Origin of the sequence: Rhizobium sp. P44RR-XXIV (assembly GCF_001999485.2) — a bacterium.
In the GTDB taxonomy this organism is placed as follows: domain Bacteria; phylum Pseudomonadota; class Alphaproteobacteria; order Rhizobiales; family Rhizobiaceae; genus Rhizobium.
The window spans coordinates 1,525,127-1,544,512 of sequence record NZ_MPVZ02000028.1; the positions used below are offsets into that span (position 1 = coordinate 1,525,127).

Consider the following 19,386-nt stretch of genomic DNA (forward strand, 5'->3'; position numbering starts at 1 on the left):
CATGATCTCGGCGAAAGCTGAAGAGCAAAAGAGGTCATGCATGGACGGGAGGACATCATGGCACACGATAATCCGGGCGCTCGGCCGGAGGCGAAACTCGATGTGATTACCATCGGCCGCTCTTCCGTCGATCTCTATGGCCAGCAAATCGGCTCGCGGCTGGAGGATATTGCCTCCTTTGCCAAGTCGGTCGGCGGCTGCCCGGCGAATATCGCCATCGGCACAGCGCGGCTGGGGCTGAAATCCGGCCTCATCACCCGCGTCGGCGACGAGCAGATGGGCCGCTTCATCCGCGAACAGTCGGCGCGCGAAGGTGTTGCCGTCGACGGGATCGCGACAGACAGGGAGCGCCTGACAGCGCTTGTGCTGCTTGCAGTCGAGGCCGAGGGCGTCTCGCCGATGATTTTCTATCGCTCCGACTGCGCTGACATGGCGCTCGATGAAAGCGATATCGACGAAGACTTCATCAAATCCTCCGGCGCCGTTCTGGTCTCCGGCACGCATTTTTCAAAACCCAACACCGAGGCAGCGCAGCGCAAGGCGATCCGCATTGCCAAGGCGAATGGCCGCAAGGTGCTCTTCGATATCGATTACCGGCCGAACCTCTGGGGCCTCGCCGGTCACGCTGAAGGCTTCGAGCGCTATGTGAAATCCGATCGCGTCTCCGCCAAGATGAAGGAGACGCTGCCGCATTGTGATCTGATCGTCGGCACGGAAGAGGAGATCATGATCGCCTCGGGTGCCGACGACGTGCTCGGCGCGCTGAAGGAAATCCGCCGTCTTTCGTCTGCGGTCATCGTGCTGAAACGCGGCGCCATGGGCTGCATCGTCTATGACGGCCCAATCTCGGACGATCTTGAAGCCGGTATTGTCGGCGAGGGATTCCCGATCGAAGTCTTCAACGTGCTTGGCGCTGGCGATGCCTTCATGTCCGGCTTCCTGCGCGGCTTTCTGCGCGGCGAACCGCTGAAGACCTGCGCCACCTGGGCGAATGCCTGCGGTGCTTTCGCCGTCTCCCGCCTGCTCTGCTCGCCGGAATATCCGACCTGGACCGAACTCGACTTTTTCCTGAAGACGGGCAGCAAGCACCGGGCATTGCGCAAGGACGAGGCGATCAACCACGTTCATTGGGCAACGACGCGGCGTGGCGAAGAAATCCCGCTGCTGATGGCGCTTGCCATCGATCATCGCTCGCAGCTCGTTAGCGTTGCCGACGAACTCGGCATCGGCCATGACAGGATCGTTGCCTTCAAACGGCTGGCCGTCGAGGCGGCCGCGCGCGTGGCGGACGGACGGCCCGGCTACGGTATGCTGATCGATGAACGTTTCGGCCGTGACGCCTTCTTCGATGCCGCGACCAAGAATTTCTCCTGGATCGGACGGCCCGTCGAGCTGCCGGGATCGAAGCCGCTGAAGTTCGAATTCAGCCAGGATATCGGTTCGCAACTCGTCGAATGGCCGCTCAACCACTGCATCAAATGCCTCTGCTTCTACCATCCGGACGATCCCGCGGACTTGAAGGCGGAGCAGCAGGAGAAGCTTCGCACACTGTTCGAAGCGGCGCGCAAGGTCGGCCGTGAGCTTCTGGTCGAAATCATCGCCAGCAAGAACGCTTCTTTGACCGACGACACGATCCCGACAGCCATGGAAGAGCTTTACGGACTCGGCATCAAGCCGGACTGGTGGAAGCTGGAGCCGCAAGAATCGACCGCCGCATGGAAAAAAATCGATGCCGTGATCGCCAAAAATGATCCATGGTGCCGCGGTATCGTGCTGCTGGGTCTGGAGGCGCCAGCGGAGGAATTGATCCGTAGCTTCGAGGCAACGCTGGCCGCACCCTCGGTCAAGGGTTTCGCCGTCGGGCGGACGATCTTTTCCGATGTGGCCCGCGCCTGGCTGTCGGGCAGCATGAATGACGAGGAAGCGACTGCCGACATGGCCGGCCGCTTCCGGCAATTGACACAGGCGTGGCTTAAAACCCGCGGCCTGTGAAATTCTGGAGCAATTCAAGCAAAAGTGCATAGCGGTTTTGCGTCCGGAATTGCTTAAAACTAAAGAGATACGGCATTTGGGAGGCGCCCGATGGGCAAGACGATCCGACTGACGATGGCACAGGCCGTCACGCATTTCCTCAAGAAGCAGATGACAGTGATCGACGGGCAGAAGCAGCCGATCTTCGGCGGCGTCTGGGCGATCTTCGGTCACGGCAACGTCGCCGGCATCGGCGAGGCGCTCTATCAGGTGCGCGAGGAGCTGCCGACCTATCGCGCCCACAATGAGCAAGGCATGGCGCATGCCGCCATCGCCTATGCCAAGGCAAGCTTCCGCCAGCGCTTCATGGCCTGCACGACATCGATCGGCCCTGGCGCGCTGAACATGGTCACCGCCGCCGGCGTCGCCCACGTCAACCGCATTCCCGTTCTCTTCCTGCCCGGCGACGTCTTCGCCAATCGCGCGCCGGATCCGGTGCTGCAGCAGATCGAGGATTTCGGCGACGGCACCGTCTCCGCCAATGATGCCTTCCGTCCGGTCTCGCGCTATTTCGACCGCATCACCCGGCCCGAGCAGATCATCTCGGCGCTGAAGCGCGCCATGCAGGTGCTGACCGATCCCCTTGATTGCGGCCCGGTGACACTCTCACTTTGCCAGGATGTGCAGGCGGAAGCCTTCGACTATCCGGAGAGCTTCTTTGAAGAGCACGTCTGGACCCAGCGCCGCCCGCAGCCTGACGCAGACGAGCTTGCCAATGCCATCGCGCTGATCCGCAAATCGGAAAAGCCGGTCATTCTTGCCGGCGGTGGCGTGCTCTATTCGCAGGCGACCAAGGAACTCACGGCTTTCGCCGAAGCGCACGGCGTGCCCGTCGTGGTGACACAGGCCGGCAAGTCGGCGATCAATGAGACGCATCCCCTGGCGCTCGGCTCGGTGGGTGTGACCGGAACATCGGCCGCCAACGCCATTGCCGAGGATACAGATCTTGTCATCGCTGTCGGCACACGCTGCCAGGATTTCACCACCGGCTCCTGGGCGCTGTTCAAGAACGAAAAACTGGCGCTCATCGGCCTTAATATCGCGGCCTATGACGCGTTGAAGCACAATAGTCATCCCTTGGTGACGGATGCACGCGAAGGTCTGAAGGCACTCGACGCTGGCCTTGCCGGCTGGAAGGCTCCGGCAGTACTTGCCGAGAAAGCAACGCAGGAAAAGAAGATCTGGATGGAAGCCGCCGCCAAGGCGATGGCGGCCACGAATGCCGCCCTGCCCTCCGATGCTCAGGTGATCGGTGCGGTCGCACGTACCCTTGGTGGCGAGAAAACTACCGTGCTTTGCGCCGCCGGCGGCCTGCCCGGCGAACTGCACAAGCTATGGCCGGCAAGTGCGCCCGGCAGCTACCACATGGAATACGGCTTCTCCTGCATGGGCTACGAAATCGCCGGCGGGCTCGGCGCGAAGATGGCCCATCCCGAGAAGGAAGTCGTCGTCATGGTCGGCGACGGCTCCTACATGATGCTGAATTCCGAACTGGCGACCTCGGTCATGCTCGGCCTGAAGCTGACGGTCGTGTTGCTCGATAATCGCGGCTACGGTTGCATCAACCGGCTGCAGATGGCGACCGGTGGCGCGAACTTCAACAATCTGCTGAAGGATTCGTACCACGAAGTGATGCCGGAGATCGATTTCCGGGCGCATGCGGCCAGCATGGGTGCTATCGCGGTCAAGGTTTCCTCCATCACCGACCTGGAGCAGGCGATCGAAGCCTCGAAGAAGAACGATCGCACCTCGGTCATCGTCATTGATACCGACCCGCTGATCACCACGGACGAAGGCGGCCATTGGTGGGACGTCGCCGTTCCCGAAGTCAGTCCGCGGCCCGAGGTCAACAAGGCTCGCGCCGCTTACGAGAAGGCCCGCGCCGCCCAGCGCATCGGCTAACTGATGTCAGACACTTTTCCGGAGGAGCTGAGACGCTCCTCCGACACTATTTCAAGGAGACCATTGATGAAGGCCAAACTTGGCATGTCGCCCATCGCGTGGTGGAACGACGATCTTCCCGAGCTGAGCGACGACGTATCCCTCGAAGAATGCCTGCGCCAGTCGCGCGGCGCCGGCTTCACCGGCATGGAACAGGGCCGGCGCTTCCCGAGCAACCCGGATGAGATGCTGCCGATCCTGCGCGCCGCCGACGTGACGCTGTGCGGTGGCTGGTTCTCCGGCACACTCGTCAACGAGGAGCTTGCCGCCAACAAGGACCGCATCGCGCCGATGATCGAGCTGTTCAAGGCAGTCAACGCGCCTTGCATTGTCTATGGCGAAGTCGGCCGCTCCATCCAGGGCGACCGCTCCAAGCCGCTCGCCACCAAGCCGCGCCTTTCGGATGACGAGATGAAGGCCTATGCCCGCCGCGTCACCGAATTCGGCGAATGGTGCGCCGCGCAAGGCATGCCGCTCTCCTATCACCATCACATGGCGGCTGTCGTCGAAACCGAACCGGAACTTGACGCCTTCATGCGCAATTCCGGCGAAGGCATTCCGCTTCTGCTCGATGCTGGTCACCTCGCCTTTGCCGGCGGCGACGTGTTGCGCGCCATCGACAACCACCACGCCCGCATCAACCACGTCCACGTCAAGGATATCCGCAAGCCTGTCGTCGACGGGCTGGATCGGAGCAAGCAGTCCTTCCTCGACGCCGTCGCGCTCGGCGCGTTCACGGTGCCGGGCGACGGCTCGCTCGATTTCGGCGCGATCGTCAAGCGTCTGGCCGGTTACGGCTATGAAGGCTGGTTCGTCGTCGAGGCGGAGCAGGACCCGCGCAAGGCGCCGCCACAGAAAATGGCCGAGATCGGCCATGCCGAATTGATGCGCGTCATGACGGCGGCGGGCTACACCGTGGAAACCGAAGGTTTTCCCAAGTAAGCAAGGAACAACGTCCATGCAAAATCTCAAGGTCAAACCTGATGGCTCCCATGGCCGCGTCACCCATGTCACGCCTGAAAGCGCCGGCTGGACCTATGTCGGCTTCGACCTCCACCGCCTGAAGCCGGGTGAGACCGCTTCGGCCGAAACCGGCGATCGCGAAGTCTGCCTCGTCTGGGTCAGCGGCAAGGGCAGCGCCAAGGCGGGCGCGAAGGATTTCGGCCTGCTCGGCGGCCGCATGAGCCCTTTCGAGGGAGCGCCGCATGCGCTCTATATTCCGGCGGGTTCAAGCTGGTCGGTGACCGCGGAGACCGATCTGGAACTGGCAGTCTGCTCGGCACCGGGTGGCGGCTCCTATGAGGCCCGCGCCATTCCGCCGGGCACCCACCCGGCACTGACACGCGGCAAGGGCACCAATGTCCGCCACGTCAACAACATCATGCCGGAAGACGATGGTGCGGCGCACTCGCTGCTCGTCGTGGAAGTGATCACGCCGGGCGGTCACACCTCCTCCTATCCTCCCCATAAGCACGATCAGGACAATCTCCCGAACGAAAGCTTCCTTGAGGAGACGTATTACCATCGCCTCAACCCGCCGCAGGGTTTTGGCTTCCAGCGCGTCTATACCGACGACCGGTCGTTGGACGAGGCTATGGTGCTGGAGGACGGCGACGTGACGCTGGTGCCGAAGGGATATCACCCCTGCGCCGCCTGCCACGGCTATGATCTATACTATCTCAACGTCATGGCCGGACCGAAGCGCATCTGGAAATTCCACAATGCGGTAGAACACGAATGGCTGCTCAAGTCCTGACGTTAGCCTGAGACTGGTATTTAACGAAAAGGCCGCGCCCGAAAGCGCGGCCTTTTCCATTTCAAGCAGGCAACAAGCCGTAGCGCCAGTTCCGGTCCCTGGCATTGCGCGACAGCACCAGCCAGGTAAGCAGGATCATCCCTGCTTCCGCGAAGATGGGCGTCATCCAGATCCCGCGTTCGCCGAAGACGAACGGCAGGAGGAATGTCAGCGGCAGGGTGAACAGATAGGACCGCGACAAACCGAAGATCGCGCCGCGCTTGGCATCGCCGATCGACTGGAAATAGGACGACAGGATGATCGCCTGGCCGAAGAGGAAATAGGCACCGATCGTCCAGGGCAGGATGCGGCCGACCTCCGCGACGATCAGCGGATCAGCCACGAAGATCGAGCCCATATGTGCCGCCAGCAGTTCGACGATAAGCTCGATTGCCGCACAATAAACCAGCGCCGAAATCATGGCGATGACAACGCTGTGGCCGACGCGGGCTGGAAGGGCGGCTCCATGATTATGGCCCGATATGGTCTGCAGTGCGATGCTCAAGCCCAGCAGTGGCAGATAGGCGAAGGTCATGACCCGGGTGACGATGCCATAGGCGCCGACGGTCGAGACATAGTCCCCCTCATGCCAGATCGACACATTGAAAAGGATGGCAGCCGAACTCAGCGAGATGCCGATGAAGCCGAGGCTCATCGGCGCGCCGAAGGCAAAGATGCCGCGCCATTCCCGCGCGTGCAGGGCCATATCGACCCAGAGACCATTCGGCCGACGCAGGCGATAGATGACGACGATCGTCAGGCAGATGAATTGCGCCAGGATCGAGCCGCCGGCCGAGCCGACCACCCCCCAGTGAAAGACGGCCATCAACAGCCAGTTTGCCAGGATGTTCAGCAGCGTCGAGGCAAGCGTCACCAGCGTCATGAAGCCGAGCTTTCCTTCGCAACGCAGCCCATCGAGATGCACGGACAGGAAGAAGCTGATCGGCGCGAAGGCGACCATGACGCCCATGAAGGCCTCGGCGCTGCGGGCGACATCGGTGTTTCCCGCCGCAGCCACGGCAATGAACTGCCGGGCTGCGAGCCAGTAGACGAGATTGATGACAATCACGACCGCGATTGCGAGCGTATGGGCGCCGGTAAACACGGATCTTGCCCCCGCGCGATCCCCGGCCCCGAGGCGACGGGCGAGGATGCTCGCCATGCCGTTCGACACCAGTGTCTGCAACGCGACCAGCAGCATGAGCGCGGGGAAGATGAGGCTGACCGCCGAGAGCGCCTCGGCGCCGACATAGACGCCGAGGAAATAGGCGTCGACGACGGCAAAAAGGCCGCTGACCGTGGTGATGACGATGATCGGCGCGGCGGTCTTGGCGAAGACGCCAGGCAGCCAGCCGGTGAGGAACATATTGTTTTCGGTATGACGGGTCATGGTGGTATCCGGACAGAATCACGCGTTATGGGCGAAGATAGGGATCTATCGATGAAAGAGGAATGTCAGATGTCGAGCACGAGATGCGGCAGGCCATTCGACGTCCTGCGCGGCGAAATGCCGTCGGCATCGACCTGGGCGTTGATGCGTTGGCGAAAGGCCGAGAAGCTCTCGAACTCCACCACATCGACCGGTTCGTCGAAGTGAATGGTGATCCTGTAGAGCCCGCCTGATTTCGCCGATATTGCCACCACCTTGCCCGTGAAAGGCTTGTTCAGATAGCGGCCGCGCACGGCGGAGCCGACATCGAAGGGCGCGTCAGGCCCATCATTCGGTTTGGCCGCGAGCGCCGACAGCGTGTTCCAGTCACGCAGGCCATGTTGCTTCGCGATCAGCTCCAGCGCCGTCGAGTGACTCATGTCATCGCCGCGCTCAGCCATGGCCTGACGCAGACGTCGGGCCTGTGCCTTCAATTCATCTATGGACGGATACGTCGTCATAGGATCAGCCTTTACCAAGGCACGCAATTACGACCGTGAAACGGGGCTCGCATTACCGTCAGTCAGCATGCCTTAAGTGGCTGTGACCAAAACTGCGAGAACTTCACCTTGGATTTTCATCCGCGAGCGGCAGGCGCCTCGAACCGAGGTTTCCTATGATCGAAGCCGATCTTGCTGTCAAGATGCCCTCAAATCGGCACAAACAGCGAACCCGTTAAAATTCTACCAATGCAATTGACGCTTCCGCAAAACCTCCGTGCAAGGTTCGTGGTGTAACCGAGATGAATTCGGTCTGTTCTTAAACAGGGAATGACAATGCTTCGCGCAACGCATCTGGCGAAAGTCAAATCCGAAGTCTACGAACGGAGTTGGGAGCGGTTCTACGTCCAGCGACCCGCGCGTCTCGTAGCGGTACGTCCCTGTCTCACCGGCATCTCCATGCGCAGCGCCGAGATCGTCGACATCTCGCGCGGCGGCGCCAGCTTCGTAGTTGCCACGACTGTGGGACTGCCGAACCACTATTACCTGAACATTCTCGGCCTCGCCTATCGCATCGCCTGCGCCGAAACGAGCCGCAACGGCAACCGCATCCATGTCCGCTTCATCAACCTGATCGAGCCGGAGACATTGCGCCGCGTCGTGCGCGCCGATTTCATGATCGGCAATGCCGAAGCGCTCGCCGCACGCGGCAGGAAACGATAGGTCCAGATCTCGGTTATGGAGCAACAGTTCCCGGCCGACCAAGCCTGTCCTTGAGCCGCGAGGCTGCAAAATCCAGGAAGGCCCTGACTTTCAGCGCCATAAGCCCCCGCGACGGATAGACCAGACTGATCGGCCACGGGTCCTGCTCCGCATCGTCGAGAACAGTTCTCAATCGCCCTTCGGATATGAGCGTCCTCACCTGATAGGAAAGCACGCGGGCGAGACCGAGGCCGCCGACAGCAGCGTCGATGGCTGCCTCGGCGGTGTCGACGACGAGCCGGGACCGGATTGGGGCGCTGATTTCCGATTGCCCCATTCGGAAGGTCCAGGACTTTACCGACATCAGATTTTCGAACGTGATGCAGTCGTGCAGCCGGAGATCGTCCGGACTTGCGGGAGCTCCTCGCTCCTCCAGATATGCGGGACTTCCGCAAATCACCTGCCTGACCTCCCCCACGCTGCGAAAAACCAGGCTGCTGTCGGGCAATTTGCCGATCCGAACAGCCAGATCGACATGCTCTTCGGGCAGGTCGATCAATCTATCGGACTGGATGAGCCGGACGTCGATCTCGGGATAGGTCTTCAGAAATTCGGTGATGACGGGCAGGACGTGCAGCCGGCCGAAGACGACCGGCGCGGTGATCGTCAGGCTGCCCTTCGGGGCCTTGAACTCGCCCGCTGCCGTGCGCTCCGCCTCGGCGACATCCTCCAGAATGCGCCTGCAGGACGCCACGTAGGCCTCGCCTGTCTCAGTCAGGATCAGGCCGCGCCCGGCGCGCTGGAACAGGCGCGTTCCGAGGTGGCTCTCAAGCTCCGATACCTTTCGGCTCACGGTTGCCAGTGGCAGGCCGAGATTACGGGATGCAGCGGAGAGACTTCCGGCGTCCACGACAGAGAGAAGCACGGACATGGCTTCGAGACGATCAGGCATGACTTCCACAAAATGAGAGGATCATTCCTGAAAGTAGCAGATATTCGCATAAAGCGGAAGGAAGTAGGGTGGGGACGTCAAATCTCCAAGCGAAAGGCAATTACATGTCCCGCATCGCAATCCCTGCCACGATCGAAGCCGCTCCGATCGCCTCCCAGCAGATGCTGACGGCCGTCAAGCAGCAGCTTGGCGTCGCTCCCAATCTTTTTCGTCTGATGGCAGTCAGCCCGCAGTCTCTGGAAGGTCATCTCGGGCTTTTCGGCGCGCTTGGAAAGGGGAAGCTCTCGGTCCAGACCCGTAATCGGATCGCGCTCGCCGTCGCCGAGATCAACGGCTGCGACTATTGCCTTTCGGCTCACACCTATCTCGGTCACAACCTCGCCAAACTCGACGATGCGGAGATGCAAGCTAACCGGGACGGCAAGTCCAACGACCCCAAGGCTGACATTGCGGTCCGCTTTGCCGCCAAGGTGGCCCGCGAACGCGGTAGCGTCGACGCAAGCGACGTCGAGATGGTGAAAACGGCCGGATATGACGACGCCGAAATCATCGAGATCATTCTCCACGTCGCGCTGAACACATGGACGAATTATCTCAACAAGGTGGCAGGCACCGAGATCGATTTCCCTGTGGTCACGGCGAGGAAAGCGGCCTGATCCGCACCGATAGAGCTGCCCTCACCGGCAGCCGAGCCATAGATCGAATTTACTTAAATCACGATGAGTGATCAGGAGTTGGCGATGTCCGATTCAAATCTGGAGTTTTCAAGCGATGTCGCCTTCACTCCCTCCGTGAAGGCCATTCAGAGCCGCAAGGGTTCCAGGCGCGGCTATGAGCGAATGGAAATCGGAGGGTCGTGGCAGACCGATATCACCGCTGAGATTGCTGGATTTATCGAGAGCCGCACAAGCGCGTTTCTGGCGACGGCAAATGCCGCGGGCCAGCCCTATATCCAGCATCGCGGCGGCCCGGCCGGCTTTATGAAGGTCCTTGATCGAAAGACGATCGGCTTTGCCGATTTCGCCGGAAATCGCCAATACATCACGCAGGGAAACCTCGTCGAAAATCCCAAGGCTCATTTGTTTCTGATGGACTATACATACCGGCAGCGCGTCAAGATCTGGGGCGAGGCAAGAGTGGTCGAGGGCGATGCCGAGCTCGCCGAGCGCCTGTTTCCCGAGGGTTACAAGGCCCGCGTCGAACAGGTGATCCTCTTCACCGTAACCGCCTGGGATGTGAACTGCCCGCAGCACATACCGCAGCTTATCGATGCCGCCACTGTTCAAACGTTGCTGGCTGAAAAGGATCGTAAGATCGCCGAGCTGGAAAGCCGGATCACAGCGATGTCTGCGCCGCGGGAATAGCAGTGGCCTGGGGATCGCTCGGAATGCGTTTCGGGCGTTCAGATTCGCTCACGAGCGCTTTGTCTGCGTTCGAGCCGGAGCGAACTTTAAAGCACCTGAGAATCTCGTACTACGAGATCTATTCGTTTGATCGAGGTAGGAGCTTTGTTTCTTCGGATTCGGTGGAACGCCGAAAATCGCCGGACGGTGCAACATGACCGCACCGGGCGCATCTAACCATTGGATTTGGATCATCTAAATCCTCACCCGCTTCCAAATGCCAACTTCCATTGTCACAAATCGGGCATGCAGACCGAGCGACAACTCTTACGATTTTAGTCCACATTTTGAGACCCACATCGTTGCTTCGAATTCAATAGAAACCTCAATCTGACGCTTTTTCGCAAAACTCCGTCAGTTCCGGGTCTGGAAAGTATGGTATTTCCAATAACCCGCAACATCCGCTCCTGACGCGATACGAAAGCACTGCTTCTCCTCAGTCGCCACAAGCTGATCGCTCTCTTTTACCATTGAAGTAGCCCGGTAAAATTTGCTCCATAATGTGGATAGATCGAGCGGTTTCCACCCTTGCAACGGCCTGCCAAGCGCCTATTCTGCCGCACCTTGCAACAGAATTCGGGAAACAGAGCCAGCATGTCCGCCTTTTCGCGCTTCACGCCGCTGATCAGCGCCCTTCCCTCCACCGTTCCTTTCGTCGGCCCCGAAGCGCTGGAGCGCCAGCGCGGGCTCTCCGTCAAGGCCCGCATCGGCGCCAATGAGAACGGCTTTGGTCCTGCGCCCTCCGTGATCGCGGCCATGCGCGAGCAGGCCGGCGATATCTGGATGTACAATGATCCGGAAAACTTCGCGCTGAAACAGGCGCTTGCCGCGCATCTCGGCGTCCAATCCGGCAATATCGCCGTCGGCGAAGGCATCGACAGCCTGCTCGGCCTGATCGCGCGCATGGTGATCGAACCGGGGACGCCTGTCGTCACCTCGCTCGGCGGCTATCCCACCTTCAATTTCCACGTTGCCGGCTTCGGCGGCCGGCTTGTGACGGTACCCTACGTGGATGATCGCGAGGATCTGGATGGGCTGCTCGAGGCGGTCAAACGCGAGCAAGCGCCCCTGGTCTATTTCGCCAATCCCGACAATCCGATGGGAAGCTGGTGGGAGGCAGGAAAGGTCGTCGCCTTTGCTCGCGCCCTGCCGGAAAATTGTCTGCTGATCCTCGACGAGGCCTATAGCGAGACGGGGCCAGCGAGTTCGCTGCCGGCGATTTCCGATCTGACCGACTTGCCGAACGTCTTGCGCACCCGCACCTTCTCAAAGGCCTATGGCCTTGCCGGCGCGCGCGTCGGCTATGTCATCGGCGCACCAGAGACCGTGATCGCCTTCGACAAGATCCGCAATCATTTCGGTATGAACCGGCTGGCAACCGTCGCAGCGCTCACAGCCCTCAAGGATCAGGCCTATCTCGCCGAGGTCGTCGGAAAGATCCAGGCTGCTCGCGAGCAGATCGGCGTGATCGCGCGGGACAACGGGCTCCTGCCGCTGGCGTCGGCCACCAATTTCGTCGCCATCGATTGCGGCCGCGATGGCGTCCATGCCCGCGCGATCGTTGATGGGCTGATCCAGCACGGCGTCTTCATCCGCATGCCGGGCGTAGCGCCGCTCAACCGCTGTATCCGCGTCAGCGTCGGACCCAAACAGGACCTGGATCTCCTGGCCGAGGCGCTCCCGAAGGTATTGAAGGCGATCGGCTAAGCTAGAAACGACGAAACCGCGCCGGCCTTGTTCCGGCCGGTCGCGGTTTTCGTCATTTCGGCGGTTCGCCTCTCCGTCGTCCGCCGACATCCCCTCTTTCGAGGTCAGTACGTCGTATTCGGCATGGCGCGCTTCAGTGCGTGGTCATCCACTCGCGGGCGGCGCGGAGCGCTGCCGCGAGCTGCATCTTGGTCAAGGTCGCGGCGACGTCGGCACGAAGCTCGGCGGCCCGCGCGCTGCCACGGATGGCGGCGATATTCAACCACTTATGGGCGGCGACGAGATCTGTGGTGCAGCCTCTGCCGGTTGCGTAGTTCACACCCAGCTCGCAAAGGGCATCGGCGCCGTTGCCACCCATCATGGCCATTTCAGACATCGGTATTTCGAAGCGTGCCATCGGTTTTATCCCTGTTTCACTTCTGTTTGTACTTGCCCTGTTTTTCCGTCGGAACCTTGCCGTCGTTCGCGGCTTTCCGGTCCTTCCGGCCGGCGGGTTTGCCCCGCTCGTTTGATGGCTTCACTATCGCAGACGGCTTTCAAAAAACGGCTAAAATGCATGCTTAATTCGATGCAAACAAAGTACAAATGCTTGGTAAACTTGGGATTTTGTTAAACATCGCTTGCCTTGCAAATTAAGGACTTTTGAGCGAATTTTACGTCTTGTTAAGATCTGGATTTAAACCCTTCATTCACCATGAAAAAAGCTGCCGTCTTTGGAAACGGTGATTTTCGATGGGCCGGAGGGCCGCAAAACAAGGAATTTGCGCTTGCAAAATATATTTACCTTTACGTTCGCGTCAGATAATCTCGCCTCATTTCCGGCTATTGAGCCGGAAGGTGCCCTGGGGAGGAACACACTATGATCCGTGCAACGATTTTTGCCGCCGCGCTGCTCGTCAGCGCCGGCAGCGCCTTCGCCGACGAGGCGATCGTGGGCAACTGGAAGACCGAGGCTGGCGATACCGCCGCCATCACGCCCTGCGCGGACAGCTATTGCGTGACGCTGAAGACGGGCAAATATGCGGGCCGGCAGATCGGCAAGATGCAGGGCAAGGGCGGCAGCTATACCGGCGAACTCACCGACCCCTCCGAGGACAAGACCTATAGCGGCTCCGGCGCGATCAGCGGCAATAGCTTGAAGATGACGGGCTGCGTCCTGAAGATCTTCTGCAAGTCGCAGACCTGGAAGAGGCTCTGAGGACACGCGCCTTGAAAGAGGCCTGATTCCACGCCTGCCCGGCTCGCTTCGGGCAGGCTTTTTCTTATGGGCGACGTCCGGAACAAGCCTGCGAGCAAGATTAAGAATCATGAACGCTGGATGAACCGGTATCTCAGCACCTGTTCAGCCTGACCATGGCAAAACAGTGTCCAGTATAGGGCACTGGTAGGGCCGGGAACATGGACTCGATCATCATCGCACGGCGGTTTGTTGTTATCATGCTGTTTGCCGCCGTCTTCGCATTCAGCTTTTCAGCCGTCGTCGAACACGCCGGCCGCAGCGGCGCGCAATCGCATTTCGGGGCAAGCTTCACATGCCTGCAAACCGGCGCGCCCTATTGCACAACCGTTCAGTAAGCGAACACTTCCTCATCCCGGCTGGCTGGGATTTGGATGCGGCTGCAAAAATAGCTGCGAAAATCCGGGACCGTCTCTTTCAACGTCGTTTGCTTGTTAACAACGACACTCTATAATGGCTCATGAGCAACCGAATCTCTCCTTTTTCACCCCTCGACGTCTCCTCCCCCACCCCGTTCCAGCCGCGGACCTTCGATAATCCGGCCAAGGCTGTGGACGCGCTGACGGAGCTTTACGAGCGCAACACCGCGTTCCTGATCGACAGCTTCACCAAGTTGGCGAGCGGCGCGCCGATCACGGCGCGCTACCGCGCCTTCTATCCGCAGGTCAGCATCGAGACGACCAGCTTCGGCCATGTCGATTCGCGCCTCTCCTATGGTCACGTCACCGCACCCGGCGTCTACACGACGACTGTCACACGTCCGCATCTGTTCCGTCACTATCTGAAGGAGCAGCTGACGCTGTTGATGCGCAGCCACAATGTGCCGGTGGTCGTGTCGGAATCGACGACGCCCATTCCGCTGCATTTCGCCTTCGGTGAAGGCGCGCATGTCGAGGCATCCGCCGCGGTTTTCGAAGATATCCCGCTGCGCGACCTTTTCGATACGCCGGATCTCAACACCACCGACGACGAGATCGCCAACGGCGAATATATCCCGCCGCCGGGCGAACCATCGCCGCTTGCGCCCTTTACCGCACAGCGCATCGACTATTCGCTGGCGCGCCTCTCGCACTATACCGCGACGAGCGCTGCACATTTCCAGAATTTCGTGCTGTTCACGAACTACCAGTTTTATATCGACGAATTCTGCAAATGGGCTCGTGATCTGATGGCGAGCGGCGGAGACGGCTATACCGAATTCGTCGAACCCGGCAACATCATCACCAAGGCTGGCTCCAGCCAGCCCGAGGGCGATACGACGCCGCCACGCCTGCCGCAGATGCCGGCCTACCATCTGAAGAAGAAGGGCCATGCCGGCATCACGATGATCAATATCGGCGTCGGCCCGTCCAACGCCAAGACGATCACCGACCACGTCGCCGTGCTGCGCCCGCATGCATGCTGATTGCTCGGCCATTGCGCCGGCCTGCGCAACAGCCAGCGGCTGGGTGACTACGTGCTCGCACATGCCTATATGCGCGAAGACCACGTTCTCGACGACGACCTGCCGGTCTGGGTGCCGATCCCGGCGCTCGCCGAAGTGCAGGTAGCGCTGGAGGCGGCCGTTGCCGAAATCACCGGATTCGAAGGCTTCGAACTGAAGCGCATCATGCGTACCGGCACGGTCGGCACCATCGATAACCGCAACTGGGAACTGCGCGATCAGGCAGGACCGGTCAAACGGCTGTCACAGGCTCGCGCCGTTGCGCTCGATATGGAATCGGCGACGATCGCCGCCAACGGCTTCCGTTTCCGCGTTCCCTACGGCACGCTGCTCTGCGTCTCGGACAAGCCGCTGCATGGGGAGCTGAAGCTCCCGGGCATGGCGACCGCCTTCTATCGCACGCAGGTGAACCAGCATCTGCAGATCGGCATCCGCGCCATCCAGAAACTGGCCGAAATGCCACCGGAAAAGCTACATTCGCGCAAGCTGCGCAGCTTCTTCGAAACGGCGTTCCAGTAAGCAACGCTACGGACTATTGCCCCTCCGAGGGGACTGAATGCATCTGAACGGCGGCCGCAACTTGCGGCCGTTCGTCGTTCGGCGCTGCACCCCAACTCAGGCACAGGATCAAGAAGGCAAAGCCCGCAAAGCCGATCCAGATGCGGTAGACGACCCTTCCGACATCCGCCGCATCCAGCAGCTCTTCTTCAGACATTGTCTTCTTTTGCCAGTAGTGCACGATTGCTGCCTCCAGACCGTACATTTCCGTCTCTCCTTTGGTAATGACGGAAACTGGACGACCGGCGCGCGCCCTTTTCGACAACGCCCGGAATTTTTGTCATGCTGCGGATCGGGATGTCGATTTGCGTAAAGCCTGCTCGTCTATGGCGTCAGCAAATTGAAAGAGGAGGCGCTGCGATGAAATATCTCTGCCAGGTCTGGTTCGATGGCACGAGGCTCGACCTCATGACCAAGGAAGAAAAGCACAGGCTCGATTCGGATTCGCTCGGTTACGATCGGGATCTGATAGCAAGCGGCAACATGATCCAAGCCGAGGCGCTACAGTCTCCAAGATCGGCGGTGACCGTGAGGGTCCGCAACGGCGAGACGGCGGTGACCGATGGCCCCTTCATCGAAACGAAGGAATATCTCGGCGGCTTCATCCTGATCGAGGCCAAGGACCTGAACGATGCGATCCGCGTCGCCGCGGGCATTCCGCTCGCCAAGCTCGGCGCCATCGAGGTGCGGCCGATCCATGAATTCGGCCCTGACGCCTGAGGAGGCTGCCATGAAATTTCTTTGCCAGGTCTGGTTCGAGAGCGCAGAGATCGCCAAGCTTTCCGAGGAGGAAGGGCGACGGCTCACGCAGGAGTCCATCGACAATGACAACCGGCTGCGCGCCAGCGGTCATATTGTTGTTGCCAACGCATTGCGGGAGCCGGAGACTGCCAGAACGGTTCGGGTTCGCAAAGGTGAAGCAGCTGTTACCGACGGCCCCTTTGCCGAATTGAAGGAGCATCTCGGCGGCTTCGTGCTGATCGAGGCTGGGGATATGAAGAAGCGACGGCCATCGCCGCCACCTTCCCCGTTGCCCGCTACGGCATGATCGAGGTCCGTGCCTCCTTCGACATCCGCTTTCCGGACGAATAGCTGCGAGAGGAGAAGACATGCGGTTTCTATGCCTGATCTACACAACGGTCGATGTCGACGGACGGCTGTCACCGAATGAGATGAACCATCTGATCGGCGAACATTTCGTCTATGATGAGGGCTTGCGACAGGACGGGACCCTGATCGTTTCGGATGCACTGGAACTCCGGGACAAATCGATCGTCATCCGGCCGCGGGGCGACACGTTTTCGGTGACGGATGGGCCGTTCGTGGAGACGAAGGAGCATTTGGCTGGCTTCTATCTCATCGAAGCGCCGGATCTGGAAGGGGCGACCGAGATCGCCAAAGGTATTCCCTCGGCGCGCTACGGTGCCATCGAGATCCGTCCGGTGCGTATTCTGACGCTTCAGGGAGATCTCGCGGGGGAACGCTGACACCGTGTCGCTGAACCAGACCATCGACAGCATCTATCGCAGCCATTCGCGCCGCGTGCTGGCGACGCTGATCCGCTTGCTCGGCGATTTCGACCGGGCCGAGGAGGCGCTCCACGATGCATTTTCGGCGGCGGCACAGCAATGGACCGAAGAGACGATACCGGCCAATCCCTATGCCTGGCTCGTCTCCGCCGGGCGCTTTCGCGCCATCGATCACATCAGGCGGCGAACGCGTTTCAATGCCGCCCAGGCCGATATCGCCGACAGCCTCTATCCGGAGGGTGAAACAATGGAGATCGCTGAAAGCAACGAGATCGAGGATGATATGCTGCGGCTGGTCTTCACCTGCTGCCACCCTCTCATTCCGGCGGAAGCGCAGATGGCGATGTCGCTGCGGGAAGTATGCGGCCTGACGACGGAAGAGATCGCCCACGCCTTCCTGATTCCGGCGCCCACCGTGGCCCAGCGCATCGTCCGCGCCAAGAACCGGATCCGCTCTGCCCAAATCCCCTACGAAGTGCCGGACAAGACCGAGTTGCCGGAGAGGCTGGCGCAGGTGCTGCATGTCATCTACCTCGTCTTCAACGAGGGATATTCAGCATCATCGGGCTCGGCGATCGTCCGCGCTGATCTCTCGGCCGAAGCCATTCGTCTTGGCCGGCTGCTGCTGCAGCTTCTGCCGGATGCTGAGGTCGCGGGGTTGCTGGCGATGATGCTCCTGCAGGATTCTCGACGGCATGCCCGCGCCGATGCATCAGGCGATTTGGTGCTGCTTGCCGATCAGGATCGCTCGCTCTGGGACCGCGAAGGAATTCGCGAGGGCCTGACGTTCTCGGCCAGGGCGATGGCCGCAGAAAGTGTCGGCGCCTATGCGCTGCAGGCGGCCATTGCAGCCGAGCATGTCCGGGCTCAGACGGCAGAGGATACTGACTGGCAGCGGATTGTCGCGCTCTATGACCTGTTGCTGGTGGCCAACCCCTCACCGGTCATCGAACTCAATCGAGCGGTGGCCGTTTCGATGTGCGATGGCCCGGCAGTGGCACTTTCGATCGTCGATAGATTGCTCGGGGAAGAGCGTATGGGACGATATCACCTCACGCATGCAGCGAAGGCCGATTTCCTGCGCCAGCTTGGGCGCAGCGACGAGGCACGAGAATCCTATGTGACGGCACTATCGCTTTGCCAACAGGCGCCGGAGCAGGCCTTCTTGCGCAAGCGGCTTGCCGAGCTTGAAGTCAAGACGCGACAGTAGCCGGATCAGGCGCGCTTGCGCGATACCAGCAAACCGATCGCGGTGCCCGTCAGCGCCGAAACGACGATTAGGAGGTGGGTGTTGATGCTGGCCTGCGCCAGATTTTCAAGCGCAGCCTTCTCCCCTGAAGCGCCGAAAGCCATGGCGCCGGCGGTGATCCCGGCCGGGTAGGTGCCGACGCCTCCCGGCGCATGCACGGGCAGCACCGACGACAATTCGCCGCCAAGCGCGCCACCGAAGCTTGCCGACAGCGGCGTGACGTTCATCAGGCCGAGCGCCCAGGCAAGGACCGCAACCTTGACCAGCCAATTGACCACCGTCGTCAGCCAGGCGCGCGCAAAGGCCTGAGCATCGACCGGCAGACCACGCTCGAGCTCGTGCACCAGCCCTTGCGCCTTCTTCGGCAAGATGCGGGCGGCAAGGCGGATCAGCGGGCGGCGCGAGACGAAGCCCACGACCGGCAAAAGCAGGAAAGCCAACCACACGACCCAGGCCAGAATGCGATAGGGCGAAGCAAGCACAAGACCGACGCCGGCCGCGGCCAGTAGCGCATGCAGGTCGAGCAACCGCATGACGAGCAGCGCCGAAGTGCCACGAGCCAGCGGAATGCCGAATTCGGATCGCATCAGCACCGGGAAACTGGTCTCGCCGGTGCGGAAGGGCATCATGATATTCAGCAGGTTATGCACCTGCGTCACACGGAACAGCACTGCGAAATGGCCTGACGTTTCCTTCGGGAAGTAATCGTAAAAGCGCCAGGTGCGCAGAAAGTAGGTGCCGGTCAGGAGCACAAGCGCGAGAAGGATGGGCAGGGCGCCGACCTTGCCCCATTGCGCCAGGATCGAACTCCAGCCCCAGAACCATTCGATGAAGGCCGCATAGGCAATGACGACGGCCAGCGTCAGCAGCATCATTCGGTTGCGAATAAACCAATTCTGTCGGCTGGCAACCATCGGAGTCTTCATGTAGTTAGGCACCCAATGCGAGCTGAGGCTTCAGACCGGACAG

19 protein-coding genes and 2 pseudogenes are annotated in these 19,386 nt (G+C 60.6%); 15 read left to right on the forward strand and 6 right to left on the reverse strand.

Annotated elements, in window-relative coordinates; genetic code table 11:
- Positions 1 to 57: 57 nt before the first annotated feature.
- The 4 genes from iolC (at position 58) to iolB (ending at position 5,728) form a co-directional block, all read left to right on the forward strand.
- On the forward strand, positions 58 to 1,992 hold the full coding sequence (iolC, locus tag BSK43_RS24640) for a 5-dehydro-2-deoxygluconokinase (RefSeq protein ID WP_136687220.1): 1,935 nt from the start codon (positions 58 to 60) through the stop codon (positions 1,990 to 1,992).
- A 90-nt stretch (positions 1,993 to 2,082) separates the two neighbouring features.
- Positions 2,083 to 3,933: a 3D-(3,5/4)-trihydroxycyclohexane-1,2-dione acylhydrolase (decyclizing) gene (gene iolD / locus BSK43_RS24645; protein WP_077469962.1), complete on the forward strand. Its 1,851-nt coding sequence runs from the start codon at positions 2,083 to 2,085 to the stop codon at positions 3,931 to 3,933.
- A 66-nt stretch (positions 3,934 to 3,999) separates the two neighbouring features.
- Complete coding sequence (iolE, locus tag BSK43_RS24650) at positions 4,000 to 4,914, forward strand: myo-inosose-2 dehydratase (protein WP_077469961.1); 915 nt, start codon at positions 4,000 to 4,002, stop codon at positions 4,912 to 4,914.
- A 16-nt stretch (positions 4,915 to 4,930) separates the two neighbouring features.
- Entirely contained in the window at positions 4,931 to 5,728 is a 798-nt protein-coding gene (iolB, locus tag BSK43_RS24655; protein WP_077469960.1) for a 5-deoxy-glucuronate isomerase, read from the forward strand.
- Between the two features lie 61 nt (positions 5,729 to 5,789).
- Here iolB and BSK43_RS24660 read toward each other — a convergent pair whose 3' ends face one another.
- Together BSK43_RS24660 and BSK43_RS24665 are read right to left on the reverse strand one after the other, a co-directional pair.
- A complete protein-coding gene (locus tag BSK43_RS24660) occupies positions 5,790 to 7,157 on the reverse strand; it encodes an MATE family efflux transporter (protein WP_077469959.1) in 1,368 nt (455 codons plus the stop codon).
- Between the two features lie 65 nt (positions 7,158 to 7,222).
- A complete protein-coding gene (locus tag BSK43_RS24665; RefSeq protein WP_077469958.1) occupies positions 7,223 to 7,657 on the reverse strand; it encodes a glyoxalase superfamily protein in 435 nt (144 codons plus the stop codon).
- Between the two features lie 309 nt (positions 7,658 to 7,966).
- On the opposite strand from BSK43_RS24665, the gene BSK43_RS24670 reads away from it, so the two are divergent.
- Positions 7,967 to 8,359: a PilZ domain-containing protein gene (locus tag BSK43_RS24670; RefSeq protein ID WP_169055452.1), complete on the forward strand. Its 393-nt coding sequence runs from the start codon at positions 7,967 to 7,969 to the stop codon at positions 8,357 to 8,359.
- A gap of 13 nt (positions 8,360 to 8,372) precedes the next feature.
- Here BSK43_RS24670 and BSK43_RS24675 read toward each other — a convergent pair whose 3' ends face one another.
- Positions 8,373 to 9,290, reverse strand: coding sequence for a LysR family transcriptional regulator (locus BSK43_RS24675; RefSeq protein WP_205910654.1), 918 nt, complete (start codon positions 9,288 to 9,290; stop codon positions 8,373 to 8,375).
- 104 nt (positions 9,291 to 9,394) lie between these two features.
- Here BSK43_RS24675 and BSK43_RS24680 point away from each other — a divergent pair, with 104 nt between their 5' ends.
- The 3 genes from BSK43_RS24680 (at position 9,395) to BSK43_RS24690 (ending at position 12,400) form a co-directional block, all read left to right on the forward strand.
- Positions 9,395 to 9,946, forward strand: a complete 552-nt coding sequence (locus BSK43_RS24680) for a carboxymuconolactone decarboxylase family protein (protein WP_077469956.1) — start codon at positions 9,395 to 9,397, stop codon at positions 9,944 to 9,946.
- An 84-nt stretch (positions 9,947 to 10,030) separates the two neighbouring features.
- The gene (locus BSK43_RS24685; protein WP_136687222.1) at positions 10,031 to 10,654 is read left to right on the forward strand and encodes a pyridoxamine 5'-phosphate oxidase family protein; all 624 of its coding nucleotides are present in this window, start codon (positions 10,031 to 10,033) and stop codon (positions 10,652 to 10,654) included.
- 633 nt (positions 10,655 to 11,287) lie between these two features.
- On the forward strand, positions 11,288 to 12,400 hold the full coding sequence (locus BSK43_RS24690; RefSeq protein WP_077469954.1) for a pyridoxal phosphate-dependent aminotransferase: 1,113 nt from the start codon (positions 11,288 to 11,290) through the stop codon (positions 12,398 to 12,400).
- 133 nt (positions 12,401 to 12,533) lie between these two features.
- Here BSK43_RS24690 and BSK43_RS24695 read toward each other — a convergent pair whose 3' ends face one another.
- A complete protein-coding gene (locus BSK43_RS24695; RefSeq protein WP_077469953.1) occupies positions 12,534 to 12,797 on the reverse strand; it encodes a sel1 repeat family protein in 264 nt (87 codons plus the stop codon).
- A 462-nt stretch (positions 12,798 to 13,259) separates the two neighbouring features.
- Here BSK43_RS24695 and BSK43_RS24700 point away from each other — a divergent pair, with 462 nt between their 5' ends.
- The 3 genes and pseudogenes from BSK43_RS24700 (at position 13,260) to BSK43_RS24705 (ending at position 15,600) form a co-directional block, all read left to right on the forward strand.
- Positions 13,260 to 13,598 carry a DUF2147 domain-containing protein gene (locus tag BSK43_RS24700; RefSeq protein WP_077469952.1) on the forward strand — a complete coding sequence of 113 codons (339 nt, stop codon included), beginning with the start codon at positions 13,260 to 13,262 and terminating at the stop codon, positions 13,596 to 13,598.
- Positions 13,599 to 13,798: 200 nt separating this feature from the next.
- Complete coding sequence (locus BSK43_RS35200) at positions 13,799 to 13,975, forward strand: hypothetical protein (protein ID WP_169055453.1); 177 nt, start codon at positions 13,799 to 13,801, stop codon at positions 13,973 to 13,975.
- Between the two features lie 122 nt (positions 13,976 to 14,097).
- Positions 14,098 to 15,600 (forward strand): annotated as a pseudogene (locus tag BSK43_RS24705) (AMP nucleosidase).
- A gap of 13 nt (positions 15,601 to 15,613) precedes the next feature.
- Here BSK43_RS24705 and BSK43_RS24710 read toward each other — a convergent pair.
- Complete coding sequence (locus BSK43_RS24710; protein ID WP_077469950.1) at positions 15,614 to 15,844, reverse strand: hypothetical protein; 231 nt, start codon at positions 15,842 to 15,844, stop codon at positions 15,614 to 15,616.
- A gap of 155 nt (positions 15,845 to 15,999) precedes the next feature.
- Here BSK43_RS24710 and BSK43_RS24715 point away from each other — a divergent pair, with 155 nt between their 5' ends.
- The 4 genes and pseudogenes from BSK43_RS24715 (at position 16,000) to BSK43_RS24730 (ending at position 18,378) form a co-directional block, all read left to right on the forward strand.
- Positions 16,000 to 16,359, forward strand: coding sequence for a YciI family protein (locus BSK43_RS24715; RefSeq protein WP_077469949.1), 360 nt, complete (start codon positions 16,000 to 16,002; stop codon positions 16,357 to 16,359).
- Between the two features lie 10 nt (positions 16,360 to 16,369).
- Positions 16,370 to 16,731: pseudogene (locus tag BSK43_RS24720) on the forward strand (YciI family protein).
- A 17-nt stretch (positions 16,732 to 16,748) separates the two neighbouring features.
- Positions 16,749 to 17,126, forward strand: a complete 378-nt coding sequence (locus tag BSK43_RS24725) for a YciI family protein (protein ID WP_077469948.1) — start codon at positions 16,749 to 16,751, stop codon at positions 17,124 to 17,126.
- Between the two features lie 10 nt (positions 17,127 to 17,136).
- Positions 17,137 to 18,378, forward strand: coding sequence for an RNA polymerase sigma factor (locus tag BSK43_RS24730; protein ID WP_136687267.1), 1,242 nt, complete (start codon positions 17,137 to 17,139; stop codon positions 18,376 to 18,378).
- Between the two features lie 5 nt (positions 18,379 to 18,383).
- On the opposite strand, the gene BSK43_RS24735 is transcribed toward BSK43_RS24730, so the two are convergent.
- Positions 18,384 to 19,343 (reverse strand): lysylphosphatidylglycerol synthase domain-containing protein, encoded by a 960-nt coding sequence (locus BSK43_RS24735; RefSeq protein WP_077469946.1) that lies wholly within the window; start codon positions 19,341 to 19,343, stop codon positions 18,384 to 18,386.
- Positions 19,344 to 19,386 lie beyond the last annotated feature (43 nt).